Origin of the sequence: Mycobacterium sp. E2238, from assembly GCF_001672665.1 — a bacterium.
GTDB lineage: Bacteria > Actinomycetota > Actinomycetes > Mycobacteriales > Mycobacteriaceae > Mycobacterium.
The window spans coordinates 32,285-51,893 of sequence record NZ_LZKF01000019.1 but is presented as its reverse complement, the minus strand read 5'-3'; the positions used below and the strand labels follow the sequence as shown (position 1 = coordinate 51,893).

The 19,609-nt window shown below is 66.8% G+C and carries 17 protein-coding genes and 1 pseudogene; 11 read left to right on the top strand and 7 right to left on the bottom strand.

What is annotated here, in order from left to right; translation table 11 throughout:
- Positions 1–14: 14 nt before the first annotated feature.
- Positions 15–1,082 carry a dihydrodipicolinate reductase gene (locus A5711_RS01535; protein ID WP_067943376.1) on the top strand — a complete coding sequence of 356 codons (1,068 nt, stop codon included), beginning with the start codon at positions 15–17 and terminating at the stop codon, positions 1,080–1,082.
- A complete protein-coding gene (locus tag A5711_RS01530) occupies positions 1,079–1,717 on the top strand; it encodes a cutinase family protein (protein WP_082975621.1) in 639 nt (212 codons plus the stop codon). Before A5711_RS01535 ends, A5711_RS01530 begins: the two co-directional genes overlap by 4 nt.
- Here the strand turns inward: A5711_RS01530 and A5711_RS01525 are convergent.
- A complete protein-coding gene (locus A5711_RS01525; protein WP_067943439.1) occupies positions 1,712–2,986 on the bottom strand; it encodes a serine hydrolase domain-containing protein in 1,275 nt (424 codons plus the stop codon). The genes A5711_RS01530 and A5711_RS01525 overlap by 6 nt on opposite strands.
- Positions 2,987–3,052: 66 nt before the next feature.
- On the bottom strand, positions 3,053–3,205 hold the full coding sequence (locus tag A5711_RS01520) for a hypothetical protein (protein ID WP_231971948.1): 153 nt from the start codon (positions 3,203–3,205) through the stop codon (positions 3,053–3,055).
- A gap of 59 nt (positions 3,206–3,264) precedes the next feature.
- Here A5711_RS01520 and A5711_RS01515 point away from each other — a divergent pair, with 59 nt between their 5' ends.
- From A5711_RS01515 to A5711_RS01495, 5 genes are all read left to right on the top strand, one after another.
- The gene (locus A5711_RS01515) at positions 3,265–3,438 is read left to right on the top strand and encodes a CsbD family protein (RefSeq protein WP_046182002.1); all 174 of its coding nucleotides are present in this window, start codon (positions 3,265–3,267) and stop codon (positions 3,436–3,438) included.
- Positions 3,435–4,142: a cutinase family protein gene (locus A5711_RS01510; RefSeq protein ID WP_197520721.1), complete on the top strand. Its 708-nt coding sequence runs from the start codon at positions 3,435–3,437 to the stop codon at positions 4,140–4,142. The genes A5711_RS01515 and A5711_RS01510 overlap by 4 nt, the downstream gene beginning before the upstream one ends.
- A gap of 27 nt (positions 4,143–4,169) precedes the next feature.
- Complete coding sequence (locus A5711_RS01505; RefSeq protein ID WP_067943372.1) at positions 4,170–5,153, top strand: NAD-dependent epimerase/dehydratase family protein; 984 nt, start codon at positions 4,170–4,172, stop codon at positions 5,151–5,153.
- Between the two features lie 121 nt (positions 5,154–5,274).
- Complete coding sequence (locus tag A5711_RS01500) at positions 5,275–6,678, top strand: wax ester/triacylglycerol synthase family O-acyltransferase (RefSeq protein WP_067943435.1); 1,404 nt, start codon at positions 5,275–5,277, stop codon at positions 6,676–6,678.
- A gap of 12 nt (positions 6,679–6,690) precedes the next feature.
- Positions 6,691–7,854 carry a zinc-binding dehydrogenase gene (locus tag A5711_RS01495; protein WP_067943370.1) on the top strand — a complete coding sequence of 388 codons (1,164 nt, stop codon included), beginning with the start codon at positions 6,691–6,693 and terminating at the stop codon, positions 7,852–7,854.
- Here the strand turns inward: A5711_RS01495 and A5711_RS01490 are convergent.
- Positions 7,838–8,224, bottom strand: a complete 387-nt coding sequence (locus A5711_RS01490) for a PPOX class F420-dependent oxidoreductase (protein WP_067943433.1) — start codon at positions 8,222–8,224, stop codon at positions 7,838–7,840. The two genes, A5711_RS01495 and A5711_RS01490, sit on opposite strands and share 17 nt — an antisense overlap.
- Before the next feature lie 132 nt (positions 8,225–8,356).
- Here A5711_RS01490 and A5711_RS01485 point away from each other — a divergent pair, with 132 nt between their 5' ends.
- Positions 8,357–8,920, top strand: coding sequence for a TetR/AcrR family transcriptional regulator (locus A5711_RS01485; RefSeq protein ID WP_067943369.1), 564 nt, complete (start codon positions 8,357–8,359; stop codon positions 8,918–8,920).
- Between the two features lies 1 nt (position 8,921).
- On the opposite strand, the gene A5711_RS01480 is transcribed toward A5711_RS01485, so the two are convergent.
- Positions 8,922–10,124: a cytochrome P450 gene (locus tag A5711_RS01480; protein ID WP_067943431.1), complete on the bottom strand. Its 1,203-nt coding sequence runs from the start codon at positions 10,122–10,124 to the stop codon at positions 8,922–8,924.
- Between the two features lie 201 nt (positions 10,125–10,325).
- On the opposite strand from A5711_RS01480, the gene A5711_RS01475 reads away from it, so the two are divergent.
- Both A5711_RS01475 and A5711_RS01470 read left to right on the top strand, forming a co-directional pair.
- Positions 10,326–11,630 (top strand): diaminopimelate decarboxylase, encoded by a 1,305-nt coding sequence (locus A5711_RS01475; protein ID WP_067943366.1) that lies wholly within the window; start codon positions 10,326–10,328, stop codon positions 11,628–11,630.
- Between the two features lie 98 nt (positions 11,631–11,728).
- On the top strand, positions 11,729–12,385 hold the full coding sequence (locus A5711_RS01470) for a rhomboid-like protein (RefSeq protein WP_231987401.1): 657 nt from the start codon (positions 11,729–11,731) through the stop codon (positions 12,383–12,385).
- Here A5711_RS01470 and A5711_RS01465 read toward each other — a convergent pair.
- Both A5711_RS01465 and ligD read right to left on the bottom strand, forming a co-directional pair.
- Complete coding sequence (locus A5711_RS01465; RefSeq protein ID WP_082975620.1) at positions 12,382–14,424, bottom strand: glycoside hydrolase family 172 protein; 2,043 nt, start codon at positions 14,422–14,424, stop codon at positions 12,382–12,384. The genes A5711_RS01470 and A5711_RS01465 overlap by 4 nt on opposite strands.
- A gap of 1,510 nt (positions 14,425–15,934) precedes the next feature.
- Positions 15,935–16,973 (bottom strand): annotated as a pseudogene (gene ligD, locus A5711_RS01460) (non-homologous end-joining DNA ligase).
- Between the two features lie 26 nt (positions 16,974–16,999).
- On the opposite strand from ligD, the gene A5711_RS01455 reads away from it, so the two are divergent.
- The gene (locus A5711_RS01455; protein WP_067943361.1) at positions 17,000–18,070 is read left to right on the top strand and encodes an ATP-dependent DNA ligase; all 1,071 of its coding nucleotides are present in this window, start codon (positions 17,000–17,002) and stop codon (positions 18,068–18,070) included.
- Here A5711_RS01455 and A5711_RS01450 read toward each other — a convergent pair.
- Positions 18,067–19,602: an HNH endonuclease signature motif containing protein gene (locus A5711_RS01450; protein WP_067943359.1), complete on the bottom strand. Its 1,536-nt coding sequence runs from the start codon at positions 19,600–19,602 to the stop codon at positions 18,067–18,069. The two genes, A5711_RS01455 and A5711_RS01450, sit on opposite strands and share 4 nt — an antisense overlap.
- Between the last annotated feature and the right edge of the window lie 7 nt (positions 19,603–19,609).

The following is a 19,609-nucleotide window of genomic DNA, read 5'->3' as shown; positions in this document are numbered from 1 at the left end:
CCTATGCTGAGCGAGTGCCAAACAACTATCGAGTGGTTCAGTGGAACACCGGCAATGTCGGCAAGAGCTCGCTGAAGTCGATCGTCGCCAACCCCACCTATGAGCTGGTGGGCTGCTACGCCTGGTCGGCGGAGAAGGTCGGCCGCGACGCCGGCGAACTGGTCGGGATCCCCCCGCTGGGTGTGGCGGCCACCAACGACGTCGACGCGCTGCTCGCGCTGAAGCCGGACTGCGTGGTCTACAACCCGATGTGGATCGATGTCGACGAGTTGGTGCGCATCCTGTCCGCGGGCGTCAACGTGGTGACCACGGCGTCGTTCATCACCGGGGGAAACCTCGGGAACGGCCGCGAGAAGTTGGCGCAGGCCTGCGAGAAGGGCGGCGCCACCATCTTCGGCTCCGGGGTGAGTCCGGGCTTCGCCGAGCTGCTGGCCATCGTGTCGGCGATGGTGTGCAACCGCATCGACAAGGTCACGGTGAACGAAGCCGCCGACACCACGTTCTACGACTCACCTGAAACCGAGAAGCCGGTGGGCTTCGGCCAGCCGATCGACCACCCCGACCTGCCGGCGATGGCGGCGAAGGGAACGGCCATCTTCGGCGAGGCCGTCCGGCTGGTGGGCGACGCGCTCGGCGTCGAGCTCGACGAGGTTAAGTGCGTGGCCGAGTTCGCCCAGACCACGGCGGATCTCGAGATGGCCTCCTGGACCATCCCCGCGGGCTGTGTGGCGGGCGTCTACATCAGCTGGCAGGGCATCGTCGGTGACACCACCCTGATCGACCTGAACGTGCGGTGGCGCAAGGGACAGACGCTCGAACCCGACTGGAAGATCGAACAGGACGGCTGGGTGATCCAGATCGACGGGCAGCCGACGGTGACTACCAAGGTCGGCTTCCTGCCGCCGCCCTACTTCGAGGCCACCACGCTCGAGGAGTTCATGGACCTCGGCCACATCATGACCGCGATGCCGGCGATCAACGCGATCCCCGCCGTCGTCGCGGCGGCGCCGGGCATCGTCACCTACACCGATCTTCCGCTGACGCTGCCGCGTGGGAACGCCTGTGTCAGCATAAAGCGGTGATTGCGAAGCGCATCGTCATTGGTGTTGCGATCGCGGTGACTTCGGCGGCGTCGGGCGGCACGCTCAACAGCCCTGGCGCGCATGCCGATCCGTGTCCCGCGGTCGAGGTGGCCTTTGCCCGCGGCACCGGCCAGCCCGCGGGTGTCGGCAACGTCGGCCAGGCGTTCGTCGACTCGCTCGGCTCTCAGATTTCTGGTCGCTCGATGGGGGTCTACCCGGTGAACTACCCCGCGACCGAGGCTTTCGCGGCGAGCGCCCAGAACGGTGCGGATGACCTGGTCGCTCACGTACGGGACATGATCGGACGCTGCCCCAACACCCGAATGGTGCTCGGCGGATTCTCGCAGGGCGCGGGTGTGATCGATCTGGCCACGCCGGCCATGCCGCCCCAGGCGGCCGATCATGTCGCGGCGATCGCCGTCTTCGGCAATCCGACGAGCGCACTCGCGAATCGCTTGTCGGGCACCGTGTTTCCCACGATCGGCCCGCCGTACGCCGCGAAGACCATCGACATGTGTGCCGCCGGCGACCCGGCGTGCTCCGATGGCTCCAGCATCAACGTCTTCGCGCACGGCTCGTATGTGCAGTCCGGGATGACGGCGCAGGCCGCGAACCTGGTCGCCGCCCGGTTATAGAACCGCCTTGCGCCGAGTGGTTTTGGCGTAAGTGGCCCCGAGCTGCGGCACCCGCAGCGGGCCCTGATCGCGGGCCGCCAGGATGGCGTTGCGCAGCGGACGAGCCAGGCCCGCAAAGGATCCCATGTCGAACAGCAACGGCGTCAGCAACCGGTTGTGGACGAAGCCGAACGAGCTGCCGGCCTCCGGGTCGGCCCAGCCGAGCGTCCCGCCGAGACCGACGTGGCCGAAACCCTTTAGCAGGCCGGGCACCGGCGATTCGTGGTAACCGAGGTGAAATGGCATGGGCACCACCATGTTCGCGTCCGGCCACTTCCGGCGCGCCTGTCCGGCCAGGCCGCGCGCCAGCTCCTCGGACAGGTACTTCTTGCCGTCGATACGCCCGCCGTTGGCCAGCACGGCATACATCTTCGCCAGTCCACGGCCGGTCACCACGCCGTTGGCGGCGGGCACCTCGCCGTCCAGGAAGGGGGTGTCCCCCTTGATCAGGGATACGACGCCGGGAAAGTACATCGCGCCCAGCGCGCCGGAGAACGGCAGGCCGGCCATCTTGGGTGCGATGAAGTTGAACACCGGGGCGCGCAGCCTGCCCTGCGGTATCAGGATCTCCGCGGGCGTGGTCGGCGAGCCTTCCGGAGGGCGGCCGAGGTGCAGGCCGTCGGTGTTGAGGGGCCGCGCTATCTCCTGGCGGATCAGCTCCCGCATGCCCTTGCCCGTCACCGCCCTGGCCAGGCCGGACAGCAGCCATCCGTAGGTCAACGCGTGATAGGCCTGCACGCCTCGCAAGTGGTCGACCGGCGCGGCGGCGAGGCGTTCCTCCATCAGGGCGTGGTCCATCAACTGCGCCTTGGTTACGCCGCGCAGGTGCGACAACCCGGAGCGGTGCCGCAAGACGTCGCGGACCGTGATTTCGGCCTTGCCGTTAGCCGCGAACTCGGGCCAGTATTCGGCGACGGGCTCGTCATAGGACAGCAGGCCCCGGTCGGCCAGCCGATGGATCACCGTCGACGCGACACCCTTGGTCGCCGAGAACACCATCGCGCCGGTGTCGGCGGTCCAGAGCTGGGTGCCGGCCCGGTCCGACCAACCCGTCCAGACGTCGACCACCGGCACGCCGTCGATGTAGACGCTCAACGCTCCGCCACCGAACCGGCGCCCGGGAAACAGCTGCGCGAACAGCTTGACGACGTTGCCGAAATGGGGGTCGGCCGCACCGGAGACACCGCGTGGCAGACCATCGTCGGCGACCAGAAGAGCCGACGGCTTCACGGTGCCGCGCCGCCCCGCTGCCACGAGGACGAAGCTATCAGCCGGCCCCGCGCGGCGGGCCGGTTTCTAGCCGGGCGGCTCCGTGGGCTCCGGGGCGGGCGGTTGCGCGGTCGGCGAGTCCCTCAGATACCTGCGCAGCCGAAGCAACTGGTTGACCACCATGCCGATGCCCAGCAGCATCAGCCCCACCACTATTGCGACCACGATTGCGGCGCTCACCCCTCCATGATGGCAGGACGGGGTTTCAACATCTCCCATTGCTGGGTAGCCACACCGGCATGAGTAACGAGGACAAGCTGAAGAACAAGATCGAAGACCTGGGCGGGCGGGCCAAAGAGGCCATCGGCAAGGCGACCGGCGACCACGACACCCGGGACGAGGGCCGGGCGGACCAGGCGAAGTCCAGCCTCAAGGACGCGGGCGAAAAGGTGAAAGACGCGTTCAAGAAGTGATCGGGCTTTCCGCGTTGCGCCGGCTGCCGGCGCTCGTTGGACTGGCGGCGCTGACAGCCGGCGCCCTGGTGTCCAGCGCGCCCAGCCCGTCGGCCTCCGCGGACCCGTGCCCCGATGTCGAGGTGGTGTTCGCCCGCGGGTCGGGCGAGCCGCCCGGCATCGGCGGCATCGGCGGGTCGTTCGTCGATGCGTTGCGCTCGCAGATCGGCCCGCGCTCGCTCAGTGTGTATGCGGTCAATTATCCTGCCAGCACGGACTTTTCGGCCCCCGACTTCCCACAGACGGTAGTCGACGGCATCCGCGACGCCAGCTCGCACGTCGAAGCCACGGCCAAGAACTGCCCCAACACCCGTGAGGTGCTGGGCGGCTACTCGCAGGGCGCCGCCCTGGCCGGGTACGTCACCTCTGCGGCCGTGCCGCCGGGCGTCCCAGCGTCGGCCGTGCCCCCGCCCATGCCGCCCGACGTCGCCAACCATGTCGCCGCGGTCACTTTGTTCGGAACGCCGTCGGGCGACTTCCTGCAGAAGTACCACGCACCGCCGCTGGCGATCGGCCCGCTGTATCAGCCGAAGACCATCGAGCTGTGCGCCCAGGGCGATCCGGTGTGTGGCAGCGGCAACGGCAACGACTTCGCCGCCCACACGTCCTACGGGATGAACGGCATGACGGGCCAGGCCGCCAACTTCGCCTCCAGTCACCTGTAGTCCGGACGGCCCTGCAAAGATCGCACCATGCGCGTTCTGATCACAGGCGGTACGGGATTCGTCGGCGGCTGGACGGCCAAGGCCATCGCCGACGCGGGGCACTCGATCCGGTTTCTGGTGCGCAACCCCGGCAAGCTGGAGACCACTGTGGCCAAGCTGGGCGTCGACGTGTCCGACTTCGCCGTCGCGGACATCACCGATCGGATCGCGGTGCGCGAGGCGCTGGACGGCTGCGAGGCCGTCGTGCACAGCGCCGCCCTGGTCGCCACCGATCCGCGCCAGACGACGGAAATGCTCACCACCAACATGCAGGGCGCCCAGAACGTCCTCGGCCAGTCGGTCGAGCTGGGCTTGGACCCGATCGTCCACGTGTCCAGTTTCAGCGCGCTCTTTCATGCCGGCCTGGAAGAGCTGTCGGCGGACCTGCCGGTCGTCGGTGGGGCGGACGGCTACGGGACCTCCAAGGCGCAGGTCGAGATCTATGCCCGCGGTCTGCAGGATGCGGGCGCGCCGGTGAACATCACCTACCCGGGCATGGTCATCGGTCCGCCGGTGGGCGACCAGTTCGGGGAGGCCGGCGAAGGCGTCAAGGCCGCTTTGCAGATGCATGTGATCCCGGGGCGGAGCGGGGCCTGGTTGATCGTCGACGTGCGCGATGTGGCCGCGTTGCATGCGGCGCTGCTGGAACCCGGCCGCGGCCCGCGCCGGTACATGGCGGGCGGCCATCGCGTTCCGGCGGCGGAGTTGGCGAAGATGCTCGGCGAGGTGTCCGGGTCGGCGATGGTCTCGGTTCCGATCCCCGATACCGCCCTGCGCGTCGCCGGCGCGGTAATGGATCGCGCCAGCCGGTTCGTACCCTTCGACACGCCCTTCACGTGGGCCGGGATGCAGTACTACACGCAGATGCCGGCGTCCGACGATTCGCCCAGCGAGCGCGAACTGGGCATTACCTACCGGGATCCCCGAGAGACTCTGGCTGACACATTCGAAGCGCTCCGCGCCGTCAGCTGAGCGTCACCGGGCTGAAGGACCAACGACTGCCGTAACGGGGTCCTAATGCCCTCGCGGGGCGTGGTCTGCGGAGAGAACATCACCGTAACGTTCGGCTCCTCCGCGTCCGGGGATGTACAGCATGACCAAACCGATTCCGCCCCTGGATCTTTCATGGCTCTTGATCGAGTCGCCGGCCGGCACGACGCATGTCGGCGCCATGCTGTTGTTCAAGAAGCCCGCCGGCCGCGCGCCCATCGTGCGCGAGATCGTGCAGGCGTATCGCGCGTGCGTGCCGGCACCGCCGTTCAACTACGTTCCGGAGCTGCTCGGTCGGGGGGCACCTCATTTCCGGGAGGTGACGCACTGGGATCCCAACTACCACGTGGGACACCTGGCCCTCCCCGCTCGCGCCTCCTACGACGACCTGCTGCGGCTCGTCGCGGATCTGCACGAGCCACAGCTCGACCGCAACCGGCCGCTATTCCGGTGCTGGGTGATCGACGGGGTGCCGGGCGGTAGGTTCGCGATCTACACGAAAACCCATCACTCGATCATCGACGGCGAATCCGGCCTCAAGCTTCTGTACGCCGGGCTGAGCACGACCGGGGAGCGCACCGTCCCGACACCGGCCTTCGCGCTGGGCGCGCCTCAAACCACGCCGCACCCGCCGACCCCTTTCACGTCGCGGATCACCGACTCGATTCGCGCGACCCTCACGCAGGTCGAGGCGCTCAGCCAGATTTCGATCGGCGCGCTGCGCAAGCTCTTCGCGACCATCGTCCGATCGCACCTGGAGGGCAGTCTGCCGTTCGGGGCGCAACACGCCCCGACCAACGCCCCGCTGCAGATCGGGCGCAGCTTCGCGACGCTTTCCCTGCCGCTCGAGGAGATGCACGAGGTCGGGCGGCGCCTCGGGGCGACCCTGAACGACGTGGCTGTCACGGTCATCGATGCGGGGCTGCACGACTACCTACGCGAGACGGGCCAGGCCTTCGCGCATCCCTTCATTGCGATGTGCCCGGTCTCGCTGCGTGGCGGCGCGGACACGACGATCGGCACGCGAGTGTCCGCGGTGTTCCCGCGACTCGGAGAGCCCGGAGCGAGCATGCGGGAACGGATCCAACAGGTGGTGAACTCGGTCGCCGCGTGCAAGAAAGAGCTCAGCCGCATGTCCAGCGAGGCGGCACTCACCTATGCGGCCGGGCTCGTTGCGCTCGCCGGGCTGGGTTCATCCACGCACCTGGACCGTGTCGCGCACCCGGCGTGCAACCTCGTCATCTCCAACGTGGCGGGCGCAGAGGAGGTCAAATACCTCAACGGTGCGCGCCTTCTCGGCATCTACCCGGTTTCCGCCCTCGCGGCCTCCATCGGACTCAATGCCACCTTCGCGTCCTACCACGACACCATGGACTTCGGTTTCGTCGCCAACGCCGCGGCGCTCGGTGACCTCCCGCACCTCGCCCGGTGCACCCGGCGGGCCTACGGACAGTTGAGAGCAGCGGCAGGGCTGCAACCTTCGAGTTCCAAGTCGGCCACCGTGTAGGAGGATCGACTGATGAAGAGCGTAACGTGCACCAACGCGAAGCTGGAGGTCGTCGACCTGCCTGCACCGACCCCGGCCAAAGGCCAGTTGCTGATCGACGTCCTACGGTGTGGCATCTGCGGATCGGATCTGCACGCGCGCCGGCACTGCGACGAACTCGCCGACGTGATGGCCGAGTCGGGATATGACGCGTTCATGCGCTCGGATCAGCAGGTGGTGTTCGGTCACGAATTCTGCGGAGAGGTCATCGATTACGGTCCTGGCACCCGCAAGGCCCCGCGGCCCGGCACCCCGGTCGTGGCCCTGCCGCTGCTGCGGCGCGGCAAGGAGGTGCATGGGATCGGGTTGTCGACGATGGCGCCGGGCGCCTACGCCGAGCAGCTCCTGGTCGAGCGGTCGCTGACGTTCGCCGTGCCGAACGGGCTGTCCCCCGACGTCGCCGCGCTGACCGAGCCGATGGCCGTCGGGTGGCACGCCGTTCGCCGCGGCGAGGTGGGCAAGGGCGACGTCGCCATCGTCATCGGCTGCGGCCCAATCGGTCTCGCGGTTATTTGCATGCTCAAGGCGCATGGGGTCCGCACCGTCGTCGCGAGCGACTTCTCGGCGGGCCGCCGGGCGCTCGCGACGGCCTGCGGCGCCGATATCGTGGTCGACCCCGCACAGGACTCGCCCTACGAGACCGAGGCCGGCCGCAAGCATCTGCAAGGCATCCTCGAGGCGTTCGACCTCGCGGTGGGGACGATCGAGAAGCTACAAAGGCTGCGGCTGCCGTGGTGGCACGTGTGGCGCGCCGCCGAAGCCGCCGGCGCGGCAACCCCCAAACATCCAGTCGTCTTCGAATGCGTCGGCGTCCCGGGCATCATCGACGGCATTATCTCCAGCGCGCCGCTGTTCTCGCGGGTCGTCGTCGTCGGCGTCTGCATGGGCGCCGACCGCATTCGGCCGGCGATGGCGATCAACAAAGAAATCGATCTGCGGTTCGTGCTCGGCTACACGCCCCTGGAGTTCCGCGACACCCTGCATATGCTCGCCGACGGCAAGGTCGACGTCGCGCCGCTGATCACCGGGACGGTCGGATTGGCAGGCGTCGAAGCCGCTTTCGATGCACTCGGTGACCCCGAGGCGCACGCGAAGATCCTGATCGACCCCAAGAGCCACGCTACGCGGCCGGTTTGATCTCAAGTCCCACGTGCACCTTGTCGACGCCGCCGCGCACGATCGAGTGGGCATAAAACCACCACGCGTGGTACCAGTACCGCTTGAGCACGGCGTTGTACACGCGCCGCGTCTCCGACTTCGGCAGAACGCGCGCGATCCCTTCGACCGGCTCGCTCTTCGGCTTCCCCAGGGATCCACTCCTCGCGATCGTCACCCGCGGCGTGTTGTTGATCCGCTTGACCTTCCACGAACCGTCGTCGGTGATGACCAGGAGCTTGTCCCCGTCGGGCACGCCCCAGATCGCCGTCGGTTTGGGGCGACCGTCCTTGGTGAACGTGGTCAGAAGCAGGTACTTGGATGCGATGACGTCTTTAAAGCTTGGGGCCACGGTATTTTCCTTCACTTTTTGAACTGTCCGGATGGCAGTTCCCCGGCCGCCGATTCCTTAATCATGGACTTGGCCTGCGCCTGTCCAGGCGCCGTGTTGATTTTTAGCGATCGCCCAAATTAGGGTCCGTTGATGGCCAGGGACTCCGCGACCCGCGACACGCTCATTGACGCGACGATCCAGATCATGGTCGACGAGGGTTATGCCGCGGCGACGTCGCGCCGGGTGGCGGCCGAAGCCGGCGTCAAGCCCGCCCTGGTGCACTACTACTTCCCCACCATGGACGACCTTTACCTGAACGTCTTCCGGCGTGGCGCGGCCGCCTACCTGGAGCGCCAGCAGCGGGCGTTGGCGTCCGACCGCCCCCTGCATGCCTTCTGGGACACGCTCATCGAGCCGAAGGACACCCGCCTGCTGCTGGAGTTTATGGGGCTCGCCAACCACCGCAAGGAAATCAGGACCGAGATCGCGGCCTGGTCGGAGCGTTGGCGCGAGATGCAGATCACCGCGCTGAATTTCATTGTCCGCGAACATGGTTTGGACACCGGTGATTTCCCGCCGGCCGGCCTCGCGGTCATCCTCGCCGCGGTAGGCCGCATGCTGATCCTGGAGCAGGCGCTCGGCGCCACCACAGGCCACGCGGAGGCGGTCGCGCTGGTGAGTCGCATCGTCGGTCGATTCGAGATGCCGAGCTAATTCAGGGCAATATGACCCGCAACCGCTCCCAGCCACGAACTGTCGATGTCGAGGCCAATTGCGCTGTGCAGTAGTCGATGCCCCATTCTGGCCAGCGGTTCAGAATCTCGTCCAGCGCAACGCGACCCTCGAGGCGGGCCAGGTTGGCGCCAAGGCAGTAGTGCACACCCTTGCCGAACGTGATGTGCGAGATATTGTCGCGGCGAACGTTGTAGGTGTCGGGATCGGTGTACCGGCGGTGGTCGCGGTTGGCTGCGCCGAACAACAGCAGCATGGCGCTGCCGGCCGGAACCGTAGTGCCGTAACACTCGAAATCCCTTGCCATCCAACGGGCGACGTGTGGTCCCGTCGGCTCGAATCGCAGCGTCTCGTCGACGGTACGGGTCAACAGTGACCGGTCCTCGTAGACGGCGCGCCGCTGATCGGGATGCTCGGCGAGCACCTTGGCCAGCCAGCCGATTAGCCGGCCGGTCGTCTCGTTGCCCGCCCCCGCGACCACCTGCGTGTAGTGCAGCACCTCCTTGCGCGTCAGCTTTCGGCGCACCCCGTGCTCGTCGTCGAACTCGACGTTGAGCAGCGTCGTCATCAGGTCGTCAGAAGGGTTATTGGACCGCCATTCCACATAGTCGGCATAGATTCGGCCGTCGGCGATCGAGTCGGCGTCTGCAACTTTCAGCGGCGCACCCGGCTTGGTCCGCAGGTTGGCGTCGTTGGCGTCGCGGACCGAGACCTGTTCGGACTCAGGGATTCCCAACAGCATCCCGATCACCCGCATCGGCATCATCGAGGCCAGCTCCGCGATGATGTCGAAGCCCCCAGAGCCGACGAGCGGGTCCAGACACCGCACGCAGTATTGCCGGATCTGGTCCTCGAGCTCGGCCATGCGGCGGGGAGTGAACACGCGCGACATCAGGCCGCGCAGCCGCGTGTGTTCGGGCGGATCCTGGAACATCATGACGCCGCCGGGCATGTCGAATTTCGACTTGATGAGCTCGAGGATGTCGCTGCGCTTGTTGGAGAACGTCTCCCAGTTGGCCAGCGCCCGCTCGACGTCGGAATGCCTGGACAGCGCCCAGAAGTCGTAACGATCGTTGTAGTAGATCGGCGCCTCTTCACGCAGCCGGGCGTAGGTCGGATACGGGTCGGCGTTGATGTCGACGTCGTAGGGGTCGTAGTAGACGTCCGTGTCGCTGGTGACGGTCATCGAATGCTCCACCTCCATTTTGGGCGATCGCCCAAATTCGCGCGCACCCCTGTCTAGCAGCAGGTAGACCGCGCAGTCAAGGCGTCCGAGGCAATGATGTCCGCGCGACATTTGGCAAGGATCTGTGAAGATTTGCCACCCGGGTGTGAAGGCTTCGTTAAGAAGGCGGCACGCCCGCGGCCGGACCGGCACCGTGGAGGCATGACGCTCTTCGAGCTGCTTCCCTCGGTGAGGCACGGGTTTAACCCGCACCTCGATCGCGCGGTGTGGCCGCTGAGCGCCTACGTCGACGACCTGGGCCGATTGTGCGTCGGGGACGTCGCAGCCGACGATATTGCCGCCGAGTACGGCACTCCCACCCACATGGTGGACGAAGAGGATTTTCGGGCCCGCATCCGTTGCTATCGCGCGACGCTGCCAGATGCCGAGCTGATTTACGGCGGCAAGGCGCTGTTGAGCGTGGACGTGGCCCGCTGGGCCGCGGATGAAGGGGCCGGCGTGAACGTCAGTTCGGCCGCCGAGCTGGCGACCGCGCTGGCCGCCGACGTCCCGCCCTCGCGGATAGTCCTGGATGGCGCGAAGACCGCGACTGAGCTCGGTGACGCGATCGCGGCCGGCGTCGGGCGGATCGTGATCGACTCACCCAGCGAGATCTCGCTGCTCGCCTGCCGGGTGCGTCACCGTCAACGCGTTCTGCTGCGGGTCATTCCCGACGCCGGGACGCCCGACCGGAAATTCGGCTTCGCGCTGTCGGGGGGCCATTCGGCCCTCAAGCGTGTCCTGGACCAGCCGTCGCTCGACCTGGTGGGGTTGCACTGCCAACTCGGGGCGCACCTCATCGATGCCTCGCTCTACGGTGCGGCGATCCAGCAGATGATCGGCGTGATGGCCCAGGTCCGCGACCACCATCAGGTCGTGCTCACTGAGCTCAATCTTGGCGGCGGACACGCGATCCCATACCGTTCGGGCGACCCGGAGCTCAACCTGCGGTCACTCGGCGCTGCTGTGGATGCCGCACTGGAATCCGCTTGCGCGGAGTACGGATTCCCGCGGCCGAAGATCGCGATCGAGCCGGGCGGGGCGATCGCCGCACGCGCGGGGGTGACCCTGTGCCGGGTCACCGCTGTCAAGCGGCAGCCGGGCGGGCATACCTTCGTCGCGGTGGACGGCGGCCTGGCCGGCCACCCCGGGAATCCGGGCGCGAAATACACGGTGGCACTGGCGAACCGCCACCGGCCGACCGCGAGCGCACCGGTCACCGTCGTGGGCCGGAATGGAAACGGTGACGAGATCGCCCGCGGCGTCGAGCTGCCCGCGGACATCCACCCCGGTGATCTGCTGGCGGTGGCCTGCACCGGTGCCTACCAGCACTCCACGGTATCGGGCGTCAGCCTGGTGGGCCGGCCGCCGCTGGTCGCCGTCTCCGGCGGTCGCTCCCGAGAACTCGTGCGCCGGGAGACCGTGGCCGACCTGCTGGCCCGCGACCGCGGTTGGAACGGCCAATGACGTCTTCCGGCACGAACGTTCGCGCGCGCGCCGACCGTTTGCGTGTCACTGCTGCGTACGCCGTCCTGTTGCTCACGGTTTCGGTCACCCTGACGGCCATGGGTGCACGCACCCGCGCCTCAGTCGTCAGCGAAATGAGCACCAACCTGCACAACCTGGCGCACGGCCATCTGGCCGCCCTGGTCGGTAGCGCGTTCGTCAGCGACGGGGGCGACGTCTATCTCTGGTTGCCCGGGCTGGTGTGCCTGCTGGCGCTCGGTGAACTCACCTGGCGCGGTAGGGGCTTGCTGATCACGTTTGCCGTCGGCCACATCGGCGCCACGTTGATCCTCGCGGTGGGGCTGGTCGCCGCGGTGGAGACGGGATGGTTGCCGTTCTCGGTCGCCCGGGCCACCGACGTCGGGATCAGCTACGGCGCCGTGTGCGTGCTGGGCGCCCTGACCGCATCGATACCGTTGCGCTGGCGTCCGGCCTGGATTGGTTGGTGGCTTGGCATCGGTTTGGTGGCCACGCTTGACGCGGACTTCACCGCGTTCGGTCACGTCCTGGCACTGCTCCTTGGCATGGGGTTGTCGTTCCGGTTGCCGTCGATCACGCGCTGGACGCCGGTGCATGCGGCCTTGCTCACCGTCGGCGCGGCGTTCGGTTTCTTCGTGCTGTCGGGATGGTCATCGTCGGTGGCTCCCCTCGGTGGATTGACGGGCGTGGTGATGGCCCTGCTCGCCAATCGGGTGGTGCGGTCGGCCGCGGTCTAATCGGTTGACCCGGTCAGCGTCTCGATCTGATAGCGGCTGGCCGTCCACGGCGGGGAGTCGGGTGTGGGCATGAGGGTGATTGTCAGCTGCGCTTTGCCCGCTGTTGCCGACTGCGGCAAGAGGTAGGTGTCGTCGAGCCAGCGATGAAAAGTGTTGCTGCGCGGCTGCAACCAATTCCCCACGGGGACGCCGTCGATGGTGACGTCCGCCGACTGGAAGCCGTCCGCCTGATCAGACGTCCGTCTGAGCAGGATTCCGCGGTTGTCCGGGTCGGTCTCAAGATGGAACGTGACCGCACCGTTGGTGGCGCGGACCGACCCGATCACCGGATGGGTGTCGTCGGCGCCTTCATATTCGCTGACCAACAGCTGGTCCGTGCCGTCAGCGTCGGCATAGCCGTGCAGGAGTCGACTGATCGCGTCGCCCGGGCGAACGTTGTCGCCCGGCGCAAGAGTGTCATTCGGCTGCGTGTAGAGGAAAGCGGTTGAGCTGTAGTCGGGTTGAACCATGTTCCGTTTACCGTGCTCGATGCCGAAGCGGATCGCGGAGTGGTAATCGATGGCGTCGGCGAGCATGAGCCGATAGACGGCGACGCAGTAGTCGGCGCACCCGGCGGTCGACGTGCGGCGGTCGGGTTGACCGGTGAGCGGGTCACTGAAGCGGGTGCCGTCCTTGAAATACCAGCCGCCCTCGTAGAGGTCCTCGGTGCCGGTGCCATACCACTGGGGCGACCCGGCGCCGTCCGTGTAGACGCGCTCGGCCCCTTCGAGAAAGTAAGGGGCGGCGTCACTGAACGCGGTCCTGATCCGAGAACCGCGGATGGTGTGGCTGACGCCGACGAATTTCCCGTGGCCCTGCTCGTCGGCGAACAGCCAGTCCTGGCCCGGGACCGTCGGACCGGCATGCGAGCGAGCGGTGAAGTAGCCGGCGCGACCGCTGGCCAGCGCGGGCGCCCACTGGGCGTCGGGGGAGGTCGTCACGTCGCTGTCGATTCCGGCCACCGGGTCACCGGTGGTGTTCACCAGAGTGATGCGGGCCGCGTGGGCGAATGGCATGGGCCACCATGCGGACAACGACAGCGGTCCTCCGGGCTGCTGGGCCACGGCGAACATCAGGGACCGCACGGTATTGGTCCCCAACCCGGCGCCGAAAAACTCCCCGAGTGGGGAGTCGACCATGGTGCGGCCGTCGAAGTCCATTTGCAGCCGCAAGCCGCTCAGAAGTTGGTCCGCCGGTTCGGGCAGTTGCAGGCGTATCGCCGAGATGCTGCCCGGGCCGGCCGATTCCGCGATGGTCGTCCCGGCGCCGGCCGGGACCTCGACAACCCGGCCCTCATGAACAGCCGCAGCCGCAAACGGTTTGGGGTCGACGGTGCCCGCGGCGCGCAGCGTGGCGAGCACGTCGAGCGCGGGGTCGGCGGGTGAGAAAGTGGATACGCCCACGGCGTTCGAAAATTGGCGATAGTCGACGTGGTAGTACTCGAGATTGGATGCGACGCTGATCCGCATCGACTGCCGGTAGGGCATCGGCACCTTGATGTACACCCCGCCCGGCGACTGCGCCGCATTCGCAACGAGCGGCCATTCGAACGGCGCACCCAACGCACCGTCGACCACCGATTGCAGGGGAGCGTCGAGCACCGTTCGCCCGTCCAGTTCGACGCGGATGTTCCCGATCCGCGTCACCTTGCCGCCGTCGCGGGTGAGCCAGATCGAATCCACCTCGCCGGCACCGCGATCCTCGGCGATGACGCAACCGGCACCGCCGGAGGTCAGACATCCCCCGGTGCCGTTGCGGTTACCGGTGGAGAGGTCGAAATCACCGCCGCTGCGGTCGAAACTGGAGAGCTGCAGGGCCTGTGTGTCGGCGCGCAGATACGGCAGCCGGTCCAGCCGTCGATAGGTGTCCCAGCCGACCAGCCGGTCGGCGGCGCCGATGCCGCTCGGCTCCGCGAGCGCCGCGGCCGCGACGGTGATACTGGCCGCCCCCGGGAGCAAAAAGGCCAACGTTGCACACCACGCACGAATAGCCACCGGCATAGCGACAAAGCTTACTTTTCTCGGCCGGGTTGACCGGATTTGGAATCTAATACGCCCGGTGTTGCAGGACACCAACGATCGCTCTCGCATGAAATGCATTCAACGTGTTGGCGGTTCGGGGAAGGGCAGACCCTAATTGGCACGAGCAGATACGCCGGCGCGGTCGGTGGTCGTGCGGATAGCTTACCGAGCTCGCGGGCAGGATGGCAATGGGCACGACGGATGCCGCGATCCGGCGACAATGGCCGCTCCGCGGCGCCAGGAAGCTGGTATCTCGGCCCCCCCGAACACGTTTCGGATCGCCCTGCATTGTTGGAAATGTAGGTCGGATCGTGCGCTATTACGAATCTTATGCCCCGGGCCGCCCCTGCGGACGAATTTGGAAAATGAATGCAAATCAGGCGCTCGGCCGCCAGCACGGAGGCATCGCCGGCCGTGCCGGCCCGTTCGGGCGACGACTGTGGCCCGCTTTCAATCAGTTGAAGTAGATCGCCGCAAATTTGGTGAATCGCATGGCATTCCGCATTGCACTCACGTAACATAACTCCCCTCGGGCGTACATCTCTCCTCTAAAGGATGGAGTGGTCCATGTCTCGTGTGAAGTACAAGGTTGTCCTCGGGCTGATTCTGGCCGCCACCGCGTTGACATCCTCGGGTTGCACTATTCCGTTGACCATCGACTGCAGTACCGCTGCCACCGGGATAACCTGCTCGCCATAGGCGGCTGATCGGGCCGTCGAGGGGTTGCGCTACTGGCACGCTTCGCTTGGTAGGGGCTCACTTTGAGCCTACCGAGTGCACCGTTGGTGATATGGCGTGCCAGCCAGCGTACTGGTTTACGACGTCCTGGCTCAGGTGAAATCGCCTGCCTGTCACGCGCTTAGCTAAGTGGCGTGCGCATCCTCATGGTGCGCCGCGCGAGGAAGTTGCAGTGCGCATGTCCGCGGTAAAGCCCTGTAGCACAATAGGATCAATCCCGGGCTGGAATGGAAGTATCGACGGAGGATTGTCGCATGCCCTTTGATCGAGTCGGCATGAACTGCCGCAATTTTGTTGAAAGCCATAGTGTTTCGAATTGTGCTCACGTACAATAGCCCTCTCGGGCGAAGCATTTCTTCTCAACGAATGGAGTGGTCATGTCTCGTTTGAAGTACAAGGTTGTTCTCGGCGTGGTCCTGGGCTTCACCGCATTGGCGAGCTCCGGATGCACGTTGCCTACCATCTCGTGCACCAGCGGGGCCACCGGAATCACCTGCACGCCATAGGCGAAACTTCCGCCGTCGGGGTTGCGCTACTGGCACGCTCTATTTTGTAGGTCCGCCTTCGGCCGTGGGCGTGCCAGTCAGCGTACTGACTGCCATCGGATGGTTCCCTGAAAGCGTCTGTCTACCAGACGTTCTCGCACAGCCAGCGGGTGGGCGCTTGCGTCACTGTGACAAAAAGCCGTACGCCCTGTGGCACTTACGAAATCACCGCTGGGCGGCCGGCGGCGGCCAGGGGCCGAGCTCTGTCACCTTGACTTGCCGGTGTTCTTCAAGTCCGTATCCCTGCTCGGCTGAACTCGTTTCGGCTCGCCGGGCATCTTGGGATAGTTCGGCGGATACGGCATATCGCCAAGGCCGCGCTCTTCGTCAGCGTCGGCCATCTCCAGTAGAGGCGTGATCGACTGGGCCACGTCATTCATTGCGGCCCAGGGATCTTGGCGGGCCTTCACCAGATCGGGAACGGTTGCGATGGTGTAGTCGTCTGGTTCCGCGCCGGCCAGCTGGTCCCAGGTCAGCGGCGTCGACACCGTCGCGATCGGGGTGGGCCGTACCGAGTAGGCCGACGCCATGGTGCGGTCCCGGGCATTCTGATTGAAGTCGATGAAGATGCGCTCGCCGCGTTGCTCTTTCCACCACGCCGTGGTGACGGCCTCGGGCGCGCGTCGCTCTACCTCGCGGGCCAGCGCGATGCCGGCGCGGCGAACCTCGATGAAGTCCCAGTCGGTGGCGATCCGCAGAAAGACGTGGATCCCGCGCCCACCGGATGTCTTGGGATATCCGACCAGACCGAGCTCGTCGAGCAACGGCCGCAACACGTCGACCGCGACCTCGCGCGCCTGCTCGAAGGCGACACCGGGCTGCGGATCCAGGTCGATGCGCAACTCGTCGGGATGGTCGGTATCGGGGCAGCGCACCTGCCATGGGTGCAAGGTGATGGTGCCCATCTGTGCCGCCCACACGATGGCGGAGGGGTGCGTAACCTTCAGGGCATCGGCGGTGCGTCCGGAGGGGAACGTCACCTGGCAGGTCTGCAGATAGTCGGGGTGGTGCTGCGGCACCCGCTTCTGGTAAATCTCCTCCCCGTCGATGCCATCCGGGAAGCGCTGCAGATGGGTGGGCCGGTCACGGAGCGCATCGAGCATCGGACCACCAGCCACGGCGAGGTAGTACTCGACGAGCCGCCGCTTTGTGCCTTTCGAGCCCAGCTTGGGGGAAATAGACCTTGTCCGGACTGGTCAGGCGAACCGCAATTCCGTCGACGTCGAGCTCTTCTGCAGCGGCCATACCAAAGATTCCAGCACAATCGGCCTATGGACTTACCCGTCATGCCCCCGGTGTCGCCGATGCTTGCCAAATCGGTGCGGTCGATCCCGCCCGATGCGTCATACGAGCCGAAATGGGACGGATTCAGGTCCATCTGCTTTCGTGACCGCGACGAAGTGGAGCTGGGCAGCCGCAACGAACGGCCCATGACGCGCTATTTCCCCGAGTTGGTGGCCGCGGTCCGCGCCGAGCTGCCCGAGCGTTGCGTGATCGACGGGGAGATCGTCATCGCAACCGACCACGGCCTGGATTTCGAGGCGCTACAACAGCGCATCCACCCGGCGGATTCGCGGGTACGGATGCTCGCCGAGGCGACGCCGGCGTCCTTCATCGCGTTCGACTTGCTCGCCCTGGGCGACGACGACTACCTGCGGCGGCCATTCAGCGAGCGGCGCGCCGCCCTCATTGAAGCCCTGGCGGACACCGGGCCTTCGATCCATGTCACGCCGGCCACCACCGACGTCGATGTTGCGCGGCGCTGGTTCGACGAATTCGAGGGGGCCGGCCTCGACGGTGTCATCGCCAAGCCGCTGACCGTCACCTATCAGCCCGACAAGCGCGTCATGTTCAAGATCAAGCACGAGCGCACCGCCGACTGCGTGGTCGCGGGCTATCGCATGCACAAGTCCGGCGGTCAAGCGATCGGCTCGCTGCTGCTTGGGCTCTACCAGGACGACGGTCAGCTCGCGTCCGTCGGGGTGATCGGCGCCTTCCCGATGGCCGAACGACGGCGCCTGTTCACCGAGCTGCAGCCGCTCGTCACCGATTTCGAGGACCACCCGTGGAATTGGGCTGCCCACGAAGCCGGCGAACGAACACCGCGCAAGAACGAGTTCTCGCGCTGGAACGCCGGAAAGGATCTCTCGTTCGTGCCGCTGCGTCCGGAGCGCGTTGTCGAGGTCCGCTACGACCACATGGAAGGCCGGCGCTTTCGCCACACCGCGCAGTTCAACCGGTGGCGCCCGGACCGCGAGCCTCGCTCGTGCACATACGAGCAACTCGAGCAGCCGGTGACCTTCAGCCTCGGGGACATCGTTCCGGGCCTGGGAGCGGACTAGAAGGGCGGCGGTTGGTTGCGTTCAGCGATGTGGACTGCGTTGAGCGCTCGTTCGGCATTGACGCGGCGGGCCCGATCTTGATTCCGGGTCCGGCGGCGTTTGGGCATCATGACTCCGCGCTCGCCGAGGGGCCCATATTGCGTTGAGGGAATTCGCAATTCGCCCGTCGGCAGGCACAGCGCGGGAAACAACAGCCGACTGCCCGGACGTGTGGTGTACGTCTGACCGGTGGGCGACGTCCACACCACCGTGCCGTCCGGCAGTTGCTCGTCCCGCCAGCCCGTCCAGAAAGTCTTCAGAAGATGGTGTTTTCTGCAGAGGCACTTGAGGTTCGACGCGTGGGTGGGGCCGAGCGGGTAGGGCACCGTGTGGTCGATGTCGGCGAACTCGGCGGGTCGATCGCAACCGGGGAACCGACATGTCATGTCGCGGCATCGGACGAACCGCTCCAGCTCGGCCGAGGGGCGATATCCCGGCTCGGGCTTCGCGTCGCCGGGATGACGCACCGGCCGGACTTTCGCGCCGCCGCGGATCAGCTCGGCGACCACCGCAGGCGAAATCACGCCGCCGCCGGTAATCAGCGCGGGCGGCCGGGACGGCGGCACGTCGGGCTCGGGATCGGGGGTGAGTGCCTCAACGAGCGTGGTCTGGTCCGTGATTGGCGTCCGCTCCGGTTGGCCCGCCATGTGCGGGTCCGGCTCGGCATCCAAGGCCGATGCGTCGGCTACGACGTGGATCATCACGCTGGCTGCCCGCCCGTCCTCGACGGCGCCGGCCGGGCAGTCCGCATTGCCGCAGCCGCAGGCGAGCCGGTCCGCGCCAGCGGCCAGCGCACCCAACGCGTCGGCACGGCGCTGCGCGACGGTGCGCGGATCCTCTTCGCACACCTCGTGAGCCATCTGCAGCAGGCGCCGGTCCAGTGTGGCCGCGTCGTGCGCATAGAGCCGGCCCCACAAGGCGGCGGTGCCCGACGGGTCGTCGGATTGATCGATGACGACGTCGCGGCTGCGGGCGCTTGCGCGCGTCCTCCGCAGCGCCCCCGGATCGTATTGGTCCACCACCGCGTCGATGGCTTGCGCGGTCTTGCTAGCCGACATCGGCCCGAACCTCATCGCCGCTTCGGCCAACGTCGTATCGATCAAACGCAGTGTGTCGGGGTCTTTTACGAGATCCGTGTGCCAGACGATGGTCGACGCCAGCCGGGCGCTGATCGTGCCCTCGGCGAACAGCGCCGCCACTTGCGGCACTCGATTGCGCAGCGCGGCGGCGAGGTACATCTGCCCGGAGGCCATGGCGTGGCTGATGTTTTGTGCCGCGGCGACTTCGGCGGCCACGGCATCCCAGTTGTCGCAGGACCAGTGGGCGGACACTGTGGGCCCTTCGGCTCGGCGATGCACCAGCTCCGCGATGGCGGCCAGCCGGCGTGCCGCGGCCGCCGCCTCTACCCGTGAACAGTCGGCGATCGCGGCAACCACTTCACCGTCGTCGGCGCGCGCCAACTCGTCGGCGACCGGAAGCGACCTATCGAACATATTTTCG

Bases quoted from the DNA above. Each gene is read 5' to 3' on its own strand.
- A5711_RS01515 (WP_046182002.1), top strand. From the start codon at position 3,265: ATGAGTAACGAGGACAAGCTGAAGAACAAGATCGAAGACCTGGGCGGG.
- A5711_RS01505 (WP_067943372.1), top strand. From the start codon at position 4,170: ATGCGCGTTCTGATCACAGGCGGTACGGGATTCGTCGGCGGCTGGACG.
- A5711_RS01500 (WP_067943435.1), top strand. From the start codon at position 5,275: ATGACCAAACCGATTCCGCCCCTGGATCTTTCATGGCTCTTGATCGAG.
- A5711_RS01495 (WP_067943370.1), top strand. From the start codon at position 6,691: ATGAAGAGCGTAACGTGCACCAACGCGAAGCTGGAGGTCGTCGACCTG.
- A5711_RS01485 (WP_067943369.1), top strand. From the start codon at position 8,357: ATGGCCAGGGACTCCGCGACCCGCGACACGCTCATTGACGCGACGATC.
- A5711_RS01480 (WP_067943431.1), bottom strand. From the start codon at position 10,124: ATGACCGTCACCAGCGACACGGACGTCTACTACGACCCCTACGACGTC.
- A5711_RS01475 (WP_067943366.1), top strand. From the start codon at position 10,326: ATGACGCTCTTCGAGCTGCTTCCCTCGGTGAGGCACGGGTTTAACCCG.
- A5711_RS01470 (WP_231987401.1), top strand. From the start codon at position 11,729: ATGGGTGCACGCACCCGCGCCTCAGTCGTCAGCGAAATGAGCACCAAC.
- A5711_RS01465 (WP_082975620.1), bottom strand. From the start codon at position 14,424: ATGCCGGTGGCTATTCGTGCGTGGTGTGCAACGTTGGCCTTTTTGCTC.
- A5711_RS01455 (WP_067943361.1), top strand. From the start codon at position 17,000: ATGGACTTACCCGTCATGCCCCCGGTGTCGCCGATGCTTGCCAAATCG.
- A5711_RS01450 (WP_067943359.1), bottom strand. From the start codon at position 19,602: ATGTTCGATAGGTCGCTTCCGGTCGCCGACGAGTTGGCGCGCGCCGAC.